The 12,644-nt window shown below is 63.8% G+C and carries 11 protein-coding genes and 1 pseudogene; 7 read left to right on the top strand and 5 right to left on the bottom strand.

All coding sequences use genetic code 11. The features are described 5' to 3' along the window. Nucleotides 1–206: 206 nt before the first annotated feature. Together AB7Z56_RS03930 and map are read left to right on the top strand one after the other, a co-directional pair. Nucleotides 207–1,523 carry a mechanosensitive ion channel family protein gene (locus AB7Z56_RS03930; protein ID WP_063980717.1) on the top strand — a complete coding sequence of 439 codons (1,317 nt, stop codon included), beginning with the start codon at nt 207–209 and terminating at the stop codon, nt 1,521–1,523. Between the two features lie 107 nt (nt 1,524–1,630). Then, nucleotides 1,631–2,449 carry a type I methionyl aminopeptidase gene (map, locus tag AB7Z56_RS03925; protein ID WP_063980716.1) on the top strand — a complete coding sequence of 273 codons (819 nt, stop codon included), beginning with the start codon at nt 1,631–1,633 and terminating at the stop codon, nt 2,447–2,449. Nucleotides 2,450–2,522: 73 nt separating this feature from the next. Here map and AB7Z56_RS03920 read toward each other — a convergent pair whose 3' ends face one another. The 3 genes from AB7Z56_RS03920 to AB7Z56_RS03910 all read right to left on the bottom strand — a co-directional run bounded on the left by AB7Z56_RS03920 (nt 2,523) and on the right by AB7Z56_RS03910 (nt 4,561). Then, nucleotides 2,523–3,245 (bottom strand): 3-oxoacyl-ACP reductase family protein, encoded by a 723-nt coding sequence (locus AB7Z56_RS03920; RefSeq protein ID WP_187387908.1) that lies wholly within the window; start codon nt 3,243–3,245, stop codon nt 2,523–2,525. A gap of 49 nt (nt 3,246–3,294) precedes the next feature. Next, entirely contained in the window at nt 3,295–3,861 is a 567-nt protein-coding gene (locus AB7Z56_RS03915; protein WP_063980715.1) for a TetR/AcrR family transcriptional regulator, read from the bottom strand. A 103-nt stretch (nt 3,862–3,964) separates the two neighbouring features. Continuing rightward, nucleotides 3,965–4,561, bottom strand: a complete 597-nt coding sequence (locus AB7Z56_RS03910) for a bifunctional transcriptional activator/DNA repair enzyme AdaA (RefSeq protein WP_063980714.1) — start codon at nt 4,559–4,561, stop codon at nt 3,965–3,967. A 133-nt stretch (nt 4,562–4,694) separates the two neighbouring features. On the opposite strand from AB7Z56_RS03910, the gene AB7Z56_RS03905 reads away from it, so the two are divergent. Next, nucleotides 4,695–5,633 carry a DMT family transporter gene (locus AB7Z56_RS03905; RefSeq protein ID WP_063980713.1) on the top strand — a complete coding sequence of 313 codons (939 nt, stop codon included), beginning with the start codon at nt 4,695–4,697 and terminating at the stop codon, nt 5,631–5,633. Nucleotides 5,634–5,683: 50 nt separating this feature from the next. Here AB7Z56_RS03905 and AB7Z56_RS03900 read toward each other — a convergent pair whose 3' ends face one another. After that, the gene (locus AB7Z56_RS03900; protein WP_084794946.1) at nt 5,684–6,124 is read right to left on the bottom strand and encodes an antibiotic biosynthesis monooxygenase family protein; all 441 of its coding nucleotides are present in this window, start codon (nt 6,122–6,124) and stop codon (nt 5,684–5,686) included. A gap of 417 nt (nt 6,125–6,541) precedes the next feature. Here AB7Z56_RS03900 and AB7Z56_RS03895 point away from each other — a divergent pair, with 417 nt between their 5' ends. The 3 genes from AB7Z56_RS03895 (at nt 6,542) to AB7Z56_RS03885 (ending at nt 10,944) form a co-directional block, all read left to right on the top strand. Then, nucleotides 6,542–6,928 (top strand): VOC family protein, encoded by a 387-nt coding sequence (locus AB7Z56_RS03895; protein ID WP_231143810.1) that lies wholly within the window; start codon nt 6,542–6,544, stop codon nt 6,926–6,928. Between the two features lie 99 nt (nt 6,929–7,027). Beyond that, a complete protein-coding gene (radC, locus tag AB7Z56_RS03890; protein ID WP_063980710.1) occupies nt 7,028–7,741 on the top strand; it encodes a RadC family protein in 714 nt (237 codons plus the stop codon). 278 nt (nt 7,742–8,019) lie between these two features. Further along, a complete protein-coding gene (locus AB7Z56_RS03885) occupies nt 8,020–10,944 on the top strand; it encodes an autotransporter family protein (RefSeq protein WP_245328525.1) in 2,925 nt (974 codons plus the stop codon). Nucleotides 10,945–11,390: 446 nt separating this feature from the next. Here the strand turns inward: AB7Z56_RS03885 and AB7Z56_RS03880 are convergent, their stop codons facing one another. Then, the gene (locus AB7Z56_RS03880; protein WP_135215889.1) at nt 11,391–11,636 is read right to left on the bottom strand and encodes a hypothetical protein; all 246 of its coding nucleotides are present in this window, start codon (nt 11,634–11,636) and stop codon (nt 11,391–11,393) included. Between the two features lie 835 nt (nt 11,637–12,471). On the opposite strand from AB7Z56_RS03880, the pseudogene AB7Z56_RS03875 reads away from it, so the two are divergent. After that, nucleotides 12,472–12,633, top strand: a pseudogene (locus tag AB7Z56_RS03875) (JAB domain-containing protein); the annotation flags it as partial. Nucleotides 12,634–12,644 lie beyond the last annotated feature (11 nt).

The raw sequence follows: 12,644 nt of genomic DNA, 5'->3' as shown, positions 1-12,644 counted from the left end.
CTTCCGGGTACAAATCGCTGGAATTGCATCCTTATCGTCGGCAGACTCCCACGCCAACCCATTTTCTCCCACTCGCGGCAATCTGCCCGTATTTTGCGGCCTTAACGCACCTCACTTAGCGGTGTATCGATGGCCGGGCCGCTCCCTTTGTGGGAATCTGCGGCGCCCTCGAATCAATCCCTGCCGCCCGCTTCCCGACGAGACTGATGGACATGGACCTCAAAGACTTCATGGAGTTCGTGCAGACCACCGCGCGCAGCGTCGGGGCGGAAATCTCCTCGCCCTGGTTCTACCTGCAATTCGGCCTGATCCTGGCCGCGGCCGGCATCGCCTATGCCGCGGAAGCCGGGGTTCGCAACCGCATCGACTTGACATCGCTGGCGATACACTGGCCGCTGCCGCTCCGGCACTTCGCCCGGGTGATGGTCTCGAGCGCCTCGACGGCGGTGTTCACCCTGATGGTGATCCTCTCCCGCGTGGTGATGTATCACGCGACCTGGCCGAGCCGCAGCTATCTCCTGATGGTCGCCGCCAAGCTGGGACTGGCCTGGCTTGCGATCCGGCTCGTGACCTCGGTGCTGCGCAACGCCTTCATCGTCAAGCTGGTATCGATCTCGGCGTGGTTCGTCGCGGCGCTGTCCATCATCGGACAGCTCGACACGACGGTCGACCTGCTCGATTCCTTTGCGATCGTGCTCGGCGGCCTGCGGCTGACGCCGCTGCTGGTGATCAAGGCCGGCGCGCTCCTGCTCATCGCGCTCTGGGCCACCAACATCGCCAGCAATTTCGCCGAGAGCCGGATCAACTCGACCACCGATCTGACCCCGTCGGTGCAGGTGCTGCTGGTCAAGATCATCCGGATCGGGCTGCTGGCCATCGCAATCGTCATCGCGCTCGGCGCGGTCGGTATCGATCTCTCGGCGCTTGCGGTGTTCTCCGGCGCGGTCGGCGTCGGCATCGGTATCGGCCTACAGAAGATCGTCGCCAACTTCATCTCGGGCATCATCCTGCTTGCGGACAAGTCGGTGAAGCCGGGCGACCTCGTCACCATCGGCGACAATACCGGGCGCATCAGCGCGATGAAGACGCGCTATATTTCCGTCGCCGCCGGCGATGGCCGCGAATTCCTGGTGCCGAACGAGGACCTGGTGACGCAGAAGGTCGTCAACTGGACCTACACCGACAAGAACACGCTGGTGAAGATCGCCTTCGGCACCAATTACGACGCCGACCCGCGGCTGGTTTGCAAGCTCGCCGCGGAGACCGCGGCCGCCCATCCCCGCGCGCAGAAGGGCAAGCCGCCGAACAGCATCCTGACCGAGTTCGCAGAAGCCGGGATGAAGTTCTCGCTGACCTTCTGGATCGCGGACCCCGACGGCATGGATGGCGTCAAGAGTGACGTGATGCTGGCGCTATGGGAGGCCTTCAAGCGCGAGGGCATCCGGGTTCCCTATCCCGTCCGCGAGATTCGCGTCCGGGGCGGCGCCCTGCCGGTGGAAACCACCGTAGAAGTCCCGAATTAGGCCCTGTTTCGGGCGCAAGAGCCACGCCTGACTTGCATGAAGGCCCCTGATCATTAGATTATGGCCTTGAAATCAAGCCCTTCCGCCGACATCGAGACCAGCCCCGCATGAGCTACGTCGAAGCCTCCGATACCTCCCTGCGCAAGACCGGACAGATCAAGCTGCACGGGCCGAGCGCCTTTGCCGGCATGCACAAGGCGGGCGCGCTGGTGGCGAAGTGCCTCGACGAGCTCACCGATATCGTCGGGCCCGGCGTGCCGACCGAGCGCATCGACCAGTTCGTCCGCGACTTCGCTTTCAGCCACGGCGCCTATCCGGCGACGCTGATGTATCGCGGCTACCGCTACTCGACCTGCACCTCGCTCAACCACGTGGTCTGCCACGGCATGCCTGGTGACCGTCCGTTGAAGGAAGGCGACATCGTCAACATCGACGTCACCTTCATCGTCGACGGCTGGTACGGCGATTCCAGCCGGATGTATGCGGTCGGCCCGATCGCCCGCAAGGCCGAGCGGCTGATCGAGGTGACGTATGAGGCGATGATGCGCGGCATCGCAGCGGTCAAGCCGGGCGCTACCACCGGCGACATCGGCCACGCCATCCAGAGCTTCGTCGAGCCGCAGGGCATGAGCGTGGTGCGCGATTTCTGCGGCCATGGCCTGGGGCGCATGTTCCACGACGAGCCGAACATCATCCATATCGGCCGGCCCGGCGAAGGCGTTCAGCTCAAGCCCGGCATGTTCTTCACCATCGAGCCGATGATCAATCTCGGCAAGCCGCATGTGAAGATCCTCTCCGACGGCTGGACCGCGGTGACCCGCGACCGCTCGCTGTCGGCGCAGTTCGAGCACTCAGTCGGGGTGACCGCGACGGGCGTCGAGATCTTCACGCTGTCGAAGCGGCACGGCGAGACGCAGATCGGGTGATGGCCCGGCAGGACCGCGATGCGATCCTGCCATCCTGTTCGCCGGCGACGATCTGTCGTTAGAGGCGGACCTCTTACAGCACGTAGCCACCATCGATGGTGAGGCTGGCGCCGGTCATATAGCCGGATTCCGGGCCCGCCACATATGACACCAGCGCGGCGATCTCGCCGGGCTCACCGACGCGCTTCAACGGAACGATCTCTTTCAGCCGCGACACCATCGTGGCCGTCATGTCGGTCTCGGTCGGGCCCGGCTGGACGTTGTTGACCGTGATCCGGCGAGGCGCCAGGTCGAGCGCAACGCCGCGGACCAAGGAGGCAACGGCGGCCTTGGTCATGGCATAGACGCTGCCTCCCGGCGTCCCTGTCCGGATCGCCGTGTTGCTCCCGATCGTGATGATGCGGCCGCCGTCACGCATCTGCCCGGCTGCCGCCTGGATGGCCAGAAAGACGCCGCGGATATTCACATCGAGAATGAGGTCGAGGTCTTCCAGGCTGAACTGCTCGACGGGACCGAGGCGGAGAATGCCCGCGTTGACGACGACCGCATCAAGCACCCCAAGCCGGCTCACGGTCTCGGCGACGGCCGCGCGGATCGCGGCGGGATCGGCGCTATCGGCCTTGATCGCGACGGCCTTGCGGCCAGCGTTCTCGATCGCGGACACGATTTCGGCGGCACTGTCCGGTCGCGACACGTAGGTTAGCGCGATATCGAACCCGTCCCGTGCGAGACGGACCGCGATCGCGGCGCCAATGCCGCGCGCTCCACCAAACACCAACGCGACTTTGCTGCTCATTTTCTCTCTCCTTATTTTGAACGATCGTTCCAAATTTGACCAAAAAAAATTACCCGAGGGCGCGCAATGCGATGGCGCCGAGCGCCCGTAATTGGCGCGGCCTGGCGCCACCGCGCGCGGCGATTCGAATACCGGCAACATTCGCCAGCAGAAACTCGGCTGCGTCGTCGGCGTCGAGATCCCGCGTCACGTCGCCGTCGGCCTGCGCTTCGCGCAAGCGTTTCGAAACGGCGCCCTGGAGCGCGCGGCCTGACGCCGCATGGATGCTGGTGAGGTCATCCCGCGAGCGGCCGAACTCGCTGATCGAGCCGATGCCCAGGCAAGCCTCGTTCGCGTCGCGAACGACGCGGTCGATCATCGCCCTGAGGCCGTCAATCGCGCGCGGCGGCGCCCGCAGCGCGGCAAGATGGGCTTCGACCTCGCTGGCCGCGTAGCGGCGCACCGCGGCGCAATAGAGTTGCCATTTGTCGCCAAACGTATCGTAGATGCTCTGGCGGCCGATCCCCATGGCGTCAACAAGCATCGGCGTCGAGGTTCCCTCGAAACCGTGCTCGCGAAACGCACCGATCGCGGCATCGAGCGCCTCGTCCTGATCGAATTCCTTGGTCCTTGCCATGACACGACAATAGTTATTCTGGAACGAATAGTCAATTATCAAATGCGGCGGCATTGCCCGCGACATGGCGGGAAGCAGATCGGGTGATGCCTGGCTCGGCGGCCTAGTGGCGGCGCCGGAATGACGACGGCGGCCGCTTGTAGGTCGCGACAAATGCATCGTTGAATCTGCGAACGCTGCCGAAACCGGCGGCGAAGGCGATCTCCGCCAATGTCATGCTGGTCTGGTCGATCAGACGCTTGGCTTCCTGCACACGGCGGGTCGTGGCGATCTCGCTCGGGCTCGCACCGGCGTGGCGCATGAACAGGCGGAGCAGATGGCGCGGCCCGACTCCCAGGACTTCCGCAAGGTCCATCATCGACGCGCGATCCAGGAATCCGTCATTGATCAGGCGCATCCCGCACGCGACGGTGGTGGCCGTTCCCATCCAGGCCGGCGATCCGGGCGCGGTTTCCGGCCGGCAGCGCAGGCACGGGCGAAAGCCGGCGCGCTCGGCGGCAGCGGCGGTCGCATAAAAGGTGACGTTCTCGGAGCGAGCGGGGCGAACCGGGCAGACCGGCCGGCAGTAGATCCTCGTCGAGCGAACGCCGGAGAAGAACAGCCCGTCGAACGCGCGTGCCCGCGCCAGCCGCGCCCGATCGCAGGTGTCCCAGTCGAGATGCGGCGGCAGCGTTTGCCGATGTGCCGAGCCTGTTGCCATGGCGGAAGAATAGTTTCATCGCAGCCCGCCGAGTAGCTGGAATCGGACTCGATCGGGCGATGAGGTCCGAATCCAGCCAGCCTGCGCCACCACGCCGGATCATGGTCCCGGTCCATCCCGGAGCAGATTCGCAATGCACACGCAGGCGCAACAAACGACGTCAGGACAAACCACGCTCACGTTCGAGATCGGGCTCCTGCTCCTCCTCTCACTAATCTGGGGCAGCTCGTTCACGCTGATCAAGGTCGCAATCCCGACGATCCCGCCGTTCACGATGGTCGCCGCGCGCGTGACGATCGCGGCCATTCTCCTGATCGCGATCGCTCGCGCTCAGGGGCACGCTCTTCCCGCCCGGGGACCGGTGTGGGCGGCTTTCTTCGTGCAGGGACTGCTACAGAGCGCGCTGCCGTTTACCCTGATCAGCTGGGGCGAGCTGCATATCGCAAGCGGTCTCGCCGGCGTGCTCAATGCGACCCCGCCGATGTTCGTGCTCGCGATCGCGATGATGACCGGACGAGGGCGGCGGGCGATCAGCAGCTGGAAGATCATCGGCGTCGCGCTCGGTCTTGCGGGCGTCGCGGTGACGATCGGCATCGATGCGCTGTCCGCCTTGGGCACGACGGCCCCGCTGGCGCAGGCCGCCGTGCTCGGCGCAAGCCTCTGCTACGCGCTCGCACCGATATGGGGGCAGCGGTTCTCCGGCTTTCCCGCCACCGTCACGGCGGCCAGCGCCATGAGCTGTGCCGCGATCCTCATGGTCCCTGCCGCACTCGTCCTCGAGCGACCCTGGACGCTGGCACCGACTTCGCACGCGGTCGCGGCCGTCGTCAGCCTCGCGGTGATCTGCACGGCGCTCGCGATGGTGATCTATTTCCGCCTGATCCGCACGCTCGGCCCACTCGGCACGACCAGCGGCAGCTATCTGCGCGCCGGCTTCGCGGTGGCGCTCGGCACGGCATGGCTCGGCGAACGCTTCACCTGGTCGGCCCTTGCAGGCATGACGCTCATTCTCGCCGGGGTCATCGCCATCACGATGCCCCTGCCGGCGCGGCACCGTGGTCTCGAACCGTAAGAGCGTCCGCGGGGCGATCTTTTGGACCGCCCCCGAGCCGCCGTTACAGATCAGGCATGATTGACCTCGACGACCTCGCACAGGATCGTCTCGGCCTTCGACAGCGCCGCAAGGCTCTGGATGTACGGCGCAAATCGCGGATCCTTGCGAAAATTCTCGATGTCCCCCGCGCTTGCCCATTGCGAGTAGTTGATCGCGCGCCGGCCCTCCTTGCTGGCGTGGACGCTGGACGAGATGAACCCGGGCTGCTTGCTGAAGAAGGTCTCGGTGCCCCCCTTCAGCAACTGAACCAGCTTTTGCTGGTTGTCCGGCTCGACCGTGAAGACGTTGACGAGGGTCGTGACGTCGCTACCGGTGCGAATGGTCGCTTCCATTTTCGAACTCCTGTTCTGGCTGTGGGACGGCGCCGCTTGCGCGACGAGCAAGACGCCCGCTCCGAGGCCGGTGGCAACGAAGGCACGACGCGACGGCTCAGGTCTGGTCCGGGACATTGATATTCTCCTGTTGCGGAAGATCGGCTGGCCACTCGACCGGCCAACAGCGCTGAGACGAACGAGGCAGGAGAACGAAGACAGCTGGTGTGAAATTTTTTCTCGACGGCTCAATCGCCCCGAGCGTAGGCGGCGCCGGGAATCCGGGCCGGCAACATCCTGACCGGCTCCCGGCGTTGCCGATGCGCGCGAACTCTGCTACCCGGAGCGCGCCGAAAAAGGCATGGCCGGATTGGTAAGCCCGGCCTGTTCCTGACTTGCCAGGAATTCTGCCACCGTCTCCACGGTAGGACCCACGGCCGGACAGAGTGACGCGATCGTCACGATGATCGGCGGGTCATGTCATCGTGTCAACTCGGCCGCCGCTCAGTGTGGAAGCTCGTTCCGTCCGTTCCTTCACCTGAACGGAGAGCACCTATGCGACTGCAACATCTCAACCTCGCGACCTCGGACGTCACCGCGCTTGCCGCCTTCTTCGAGCGCTTCTTCGGCTTTGCACCCTATGCCTCGCGTGGCGAAGCCCTCGTCGTCCTGCGCAACAAGGAGGATTTCATCCTGACCGTGATGCGCGGCAGGACGGGCGAGCCGGCCGACTATCCCGCCAATTTCCATATCGGCTTCTACTACGACGAGGCAGCCGACGTGGAAGCCAAGCACGCCGAGCTAAAGGCCGCGGGCCTCGACCCGAGCAGGATCGCCTCCATGGATCGTGGCGGCGGCGTCCGCGTCCCGCACTTCTATGTCACCGCGCCGGGCAATGTCCTGGTCGAGGTCTGCACCCCGCCGGGAGGGCTTTCGTCGTAGGTAGACGACGAGGCCCCGGCGGCCGCGCCAATGAGCGAGCCGCCGGGGCCGGACACTTCCCGGTTGCAAAACGCGCGCCGTACGGCATGGTTAGGCCTGATGCCCGCCAAGACCGACCACGACAAGGCCAAGCCCGAGGACGCGCCGCACTATCACGGCCATCGCGAACGGCTGCGCGAGCGCTTCTACAGCGCGGGCGCAGATGCGCTCAGCGATTACGAGCTGCTGGAGATGGCGCTGTTTCCGGCGCTGCCGCGGCGCGACACCAAACCGCTGGCAAAGACGCTGATCAAGACCTTTGGCTCGTTCGCCGAGGTCGTCCATGCCCCGGTGGCGCGTCTGCGCGAGGTCGGCGGCATCGGCGAAGCCGCGATCCACCAGCTCAAGCTGATCGCCGCGGCAACGCATCGCGTCGCCAAGGGCGAGGTCAACAGCCGCAACGCGCTGTCGTCCTGGAACGAAGTGATCGACTATTGCCGCTCCAGCATGGCGTTTTCAGACAAGGAGCAATTCCGCCTGCTCTTCCTCGACAAGCGGAACCAGCTGATCGCCGACGAGGTGCAGCAGACCGGCACCGTCGACCACACCCCGGTCTATCCACGCGAGGTGATCAAGCGCGCGCTGGAGCTGTCGGCGACCGCGCTGATCCTGGTGCACAACCACCCCTCAGGCGATCCCTCGCCGTCACAGGCCGACATCCAGATGACCAAGGCCATCATCGACATCGCAAAACCGCTCGGTATCGCCGTGCACGACCACATCATCGTCGGCAAACGAGGTCACGCCAGTCTGAAGGGACTGAAGCTGATCTAAACGACGTCGCCTCTTGGGGGCTAAAGCGGACCTTACCGCGAACCTCGCAAAACGACGCGATTGCCCCAGAGCAGTCATCAGTCCCGCTGGCAACTCGAGGTTGTCCAGAGAGCACGGCGTGGATCCGTTGGATCAGCATTGTTGTCCCATGCGTGACTCGTAAGCGACAGTGGTCGGGATAATGGATTGCTGCCGCGATCGCCACAGATGCGGCGTCTTCGCACAACAATTCTGGTGCTCGTTGCCTTTCGCGATCGCGTGTGATCGGGCGCAACAAAATGGAACTGCGCAAGCCTTTGCGATTACGTGCCGGTCAGGCGCCGCGTCGGCACCCTCTGCGAGCACGGGTGCTTTCCGTTGTTCTGCCTTGCGTGATTATCATCGCCGCACCGCAAGCGGCCCGCGCTCAATGTACAACTGATCCTGTCAACGGCGGCATCCTTCAGAACGGCGGAACCTGCGTAGCCAATAATCCGGTGAGCACCGGTTTCAACATCGCGGTCAGCGCGTTGAACGGCGCAAACGTGACGACCAATGGCACGGTGACGGCCAATGGTGGTGGAACAGGAATCCAGGCCACCACCAACGCCACGGTCACCGCAAACGCAAATGTAACCGCCGCCAGCACTGGCCTGATTGCGAACACCGGCGGCACGATCATCATTAATGCGATCACCCTGGCGAATTCTGGCGGCGGCGGCGCGGCCATGATCGCCACCACCGGCACGATCATCGCGAATAGCACGACCGTGAATTGGAACGGCGGCGCCGCGGTCGGGGTGGGCGGGGTAGTGCAGGCCACGGCGGGAGGTCTGATTCAATTCACACCTGGCTCGTCGATCAATCTCAGCGGTGGCTTCGGCAAGTTGATGACCGCCGACGGTGCGACAAGCCAAATCATCGCCAATGGTCTTTCCGTGAACATGGGTGCTTCGGGCGGCATGACCGCGGCTACGGCGCAGAACGGGGGGAGTATCCAGCTTGCGAGCGGCAGCAGCATCACGTTCGCCGGAGGCGGCGGGAATACCGGCTTATCGGCAACAGGGACCAACAGTTCGATCACGGCGACCGATCTGAGCTTGTCGGTAGGTAATGGCGGTGGTGATGTCGGTGTGAACGCCGCGTCCGGGGGCCAGGTGACGTTGACGCGCGGCTCCGTTACCGTTCCGGGCATTGGCGGCGGGGAGATAGGACTTCGGGCGACGGGGGCGAACAGCCTGGTTACCGCAAACGATGTGGTCGTCAGCGTGACGGGAGGCGGTGGAAACGCTGGAGTGAATGCGACGACTGGCGGCACCGTTACGACGAGTGGTGGCTCGGTGTCCGTCGTCAACGGCGCGGGCGGGCTGCTGCAGAACGGCGGCAACGCAACCATGACCGGAACCGACGCGACCGCGTCAGGAAATGGCGGCTTCGGCTTTCTGTTCAACGGTAGCGGAAACACGTTGCAGTACAGCAACGCCACCATCGTGGCCAGCGCCGCCTCCTTCTCGGTGCAGGGCGCCGCGGCCAACATCAGTCTTAGTAATGCCGTCGCAGTAACAAATAACAACACCCTGCTCGAAACGGTGTCTGGAGCCAGCACGACGTTCAACGCACAGGCATCGACCTTGCGAGGGGTGATCACGACGGCGGCCGGCGGCATCAGCACAGTCACCCTTGCGCAGAATACCGTCTGGACGATGACGGGCAATTCGAACGCAACCAACCTGACCAACAACGGCAGTGAGATCATCTTCACCCCGCCGACCGCGGACCCCACACAACTGTCGAGCTACAAGACGCTGATTGCGAATAACTATGGGGGCGCAGGCGGCTTGATCACGCTCAATACTTTTCTCGGCAACGACACTTCGCCATCCGACAGGCTGGTCATTAACGGCGGCGCAGCGACGGGCTCGACAACGCTAAGAGTATTGAACACGACCGGTCCCGGCGATCAGACCGTTGCGAACGGCATCCTTTTGGTGCAGACCGTCAACAACGCCACCACGGCGCCCGGCGCTTTCTCGCTCGCCGGCGAGGTGCGCGGCGGCGCCTATGATTACTTCCTGTTTCGCGGCGGCATTAACGGCAATGCGCCCCAGGATTGGTTCCTGCGCTCGACTTTCGATTCGGGGCCGACACCCCCGGACCCGCCGATTATCCCGCCGCCGATCCTGCCGCCCGATCCGCCTCCGGACGGGCTGCCGCCCGGCTCCTACCCAATCATCGGGCCTGGACTTGCAACCTACGGGTCCGTTCAACCTATGGCCCGGCAAATCGGCCTCGCCACGCTTGGTACGCTCAACCAGCGAGTCGGCGACACGATGACATTGTTGAATGCGGGTACCGACCCTGATGGCTGGGGCCGGTCGGACTGGGCGCGCGTTTTCGGTCAGCAGATCAACGGCCACTACCAGGCCTTCGCCGACCCGCGCACCGATGGCTGGCTGGCGGGCTTCCAAGGCGGAATCGATCTCTGGCGCGGCAGCACCATCCCCGGTCACCGCGACTCTGCTGGACTTTACTTCGCCTATACCCAGGCGCGGGCCGACGTGACCGGGCTGGTCACAAACCCGGCCGCCACTGGCTACATGCTCACCCACACCGGGACCAACGACATCCAGGCTTACTCGGCCGGCGGCTACTGGACGCACTACGGTCCGACCGGCTGGTACCTCGACGCGATCCTGCAGGGGACGCTCTATCGCGGCAACGCGACGACGCAATTCACGCAATTGCCGCTCACGGGCGCCGGCTTCGTTGCCTCGCTGGAGACGGGCTATCCAATCCCGCTGCCGCTTGGCCCAGGCTTCGTGCTCGAGCCGCAGGCCCAGATCATCTGGCAACGGGTCTCGTTCGACGAAGCCAATGACGGTCTGGGCCCGGTCGGGCTGGGCACGACGTCGGGTCCGATCGGACGGCTCGGCCTGCGCGGGCAGTGGAATACCACGAGCAGCAACGGGATGCTCTGGCAGCCTTATGCAGGCGTCAATTACTGGCGCAGCTGGGGCGCGGGAGCGGACACCACTTTTGGCATCGATCAAGTGCTGCTGCTGCAGAAGATGCAGACGGTCGAAACCTTCGTCGGCTTCACCGGCAAGCTCGACAAGAGCTATAGCGTCTATGCTCAATTCGGTTATCAATTCGACGTCGGCAGCACGGTCAACGCGGGCCCGCAAGGCGCCAAAGGCACCGCGGGCATACGCTACAGCTGGTGAATAGGGTTCCATCAAGCTGCTTGCGATCTCTACGCGCAGCGAGGCCCGCATTCCGCGGCCTGCCGTATACACTATGTGCATGTCCGGATGCGGCCCTGTTTGAGACATGCCGACCGACCTTGAGAATGTCCGCGAACCGAGGAAGACCGGAAGTGGCCAGCGCACAAGGCAGGCCGCTTCCATGCGGCCGTCTTCGCTTGGTCACGAATGACCCGGATTGGCAGCCTACAACGCGCCGATCGCCTCGGCTAAAGCATGATCCGGAAAAGTGCGCAGCGGTTTTCCCTCGCGACAAACGCGGAGCGCGTTTGAGCGGAGATCATGCTCAAACAACAACCTAAAGCGCGATGACGATTCATCCCAATCTCATCGCGCTTTAGGCAAGATGACTGGCCAGCCGAAAGGTCTCTCGGCGAGCTCGGCAGGGCGGGCCGATGATCACTTCCTTACGGCAGCGACCCTCTAAGGTCCGCGACACCAAAATCTACCGTGGCCCCGCCACCGTTCTCAGAAGTCGTCTGGGTGCGGGCCTCGCTGTGCGCTGACACAGCGATGACCCGGTCGCCTTTCTTCTCCGCCAGTCCGACATTTCGAGCGAGGATCGCGCCAAGCAAAAGCATCGTGACCATCAGCCCGCTCACGGACGCAGTCACATAAACATTGGACCAATTGCGCATCACTACACCACCCATGCGCATCGCCCCGGCCCGATGCAACATGCGTCGTTGAGTCGTTAGGCGATTTGGTGGCGCGGCAGTGGCGTTCTGGAGTTCACCTCACTTGTTACGCGGTGGCGGCACTCGTTGCAGGTTCGTGGCGAGCGGATTGCTTTGAGCAGCCTTTCCTGTGGACCGCCGCACTTCCATCACAGGAGGCAGCATGGACTCAGGCATACTCCGAAATTGCGCGGCTTGCTCTCCCGGCCGCGCGGATCTCGCCTGGAGCCCCGGCTGGTACGGTCGGGGCTCTCTTTGGAGCGGCTCTCCGAGACCGTTCAGCTTGGCCTCGGGCGGCGGTCTTCGTGCTGCCAGTCGCCTAAGCACTAACCCGATCACTAGCTCCGTCAGAACTGCTGACGTTGCTATCCGCTTCCGGGATTTCAGCGCTGTTCGTCTGGATCAGAATAGCTGTTTCTGCATCTCGACGAGGCGCGCGCGGCTATATTGCCACCGGATAAAGCCGCAGCCGCGCCGTGCTAATTGTTGCGCGCAGCTCAAATGACGACCATTCCGGGCTGCATCGTGCGCGTCGGACTGAAGCATCACTTGCGCTGATCTGTTTACGGCGACTTCCGCTTCTGGCCCGTCTCGGACCTCACGACGCCGAAGCAGAATGACCGCCACTGAGGTCAGAGCTGAAGTCCGCTGATGGTCCCTGGTGAGTGAAATGGCTTATAAAGGCGCTTCCACGTGTTAACGTGATCATCACGAACGATCACTGCTTACAGTCCCCTGTCTACGTCCCCTGCTACTACCCCACCTAAAAAATCTATTGTGTGTTCAACGCATTACGTGAAGCGATAGATTCATCCACAACCACCCCTCGGGCGATCCCTCGCCCTCGCAGGCGGACATCCAGATGACGAAAGCCATCATCGACATCGCAAAGCCGCTCGGCATCGCCGTGCACGACCACATCATCGTCGGCAAGAGCAGGCATGCCAGGCTGCGCGGGATGCGGTTGATCTAGAGCCTCAAATC

It is taken from the genome of Bradyrhizobium sp. 482_C4_N1_8 (genome assembly GCF_052075965.1).
In the GTDB taxonomy this organism is placed as follows: Bacteria; Pseudomonadota; Alphaproteobacteria; order Rhizobiales; family Xanthobacteraceae; genus Bradyrhizobium; species Bradyrhizobium barranii.
Note: the sequence above shows the minus strand (reverse complement) of the source record. Positions and strands in the feature narration are given on the sequence as shown.

Coding starts and splice junctions, on each gene's coding strand:
- AB7Z56_RS03930 (WP_063980717.1), top strand. CDS start 207: ATGGACATGGACCTCAAAGACTTCATGGAGTTCGTGCAGACCACCGCG.
- map (WP_063980716.1), top strand. CDS start 1,631: ATGAGCTACGTCGAAGCCTCCGATACCTCCCTGCGCAAGACCGGACAG.
- AB7Z56_RS03920 (WP_187387908.1), bottom strand. CDS start 3,245: ATGAGCAGCAAAGTCGCGTTGGTGTTTGGTGGAGCGCGCGGCATTGGC.
- AB7Z56_RS03915 (WP_063980715.1), bottom strand. CDS start 3,861: ATGGCAAGGACCAAGGAATTCGATCAGGACGAGGCGCTCGATGCCGCG.
- AB7Z56_RS03910 (WP_063980714.1), bottom strand. CDS start 4,561: ATGGCAACAGGCTCGGCACATCGGCAAACGCTGCCGCCGCATCTCGAC.
- AB7Z56_RS03905 (WP_063980713.1), top strand. CDS start 4,695: ATGCACACGCAGGCGCAACAAACGACGTCAGGACAAACCACGCTCACG.
- AB7Z56_RS03900 (WP_084794946.1), bottom strand. CDS start 6,124: ATGTCCCGGACCAGACCTGAGCCGTCGCGTCGTGCCTTCGTTGCCACC.
- AB7Z56_RS03895 (WP_231143810.1), top strand. CDS start 6,542: ATGCGACTGCAACATCTCAACCTCGCGACCTCGGACGTCACCGCGCTT.
- radC (WP_063980710.1), top strand. CDS start 7,028: ATGCCCGCCAAGACCGACCACGACAAGGCCAAGCCCGAGGACGCGCCG.
- AB7Z56_RS03885 (WP_245328525.1), top strand. CDS start 8,020: ATGGAACTGCGCAAGCCTTTGCGATTACGTGCCGGTCAGGCGCCGCGT.
- AB7Z56_RS03880 (WP_135215889.1), bottom strand. CDS start 11,636: ATGGGTGGTGTAGTGATGCGCAATTGGTCCAATGTTTATGTGACTGCG.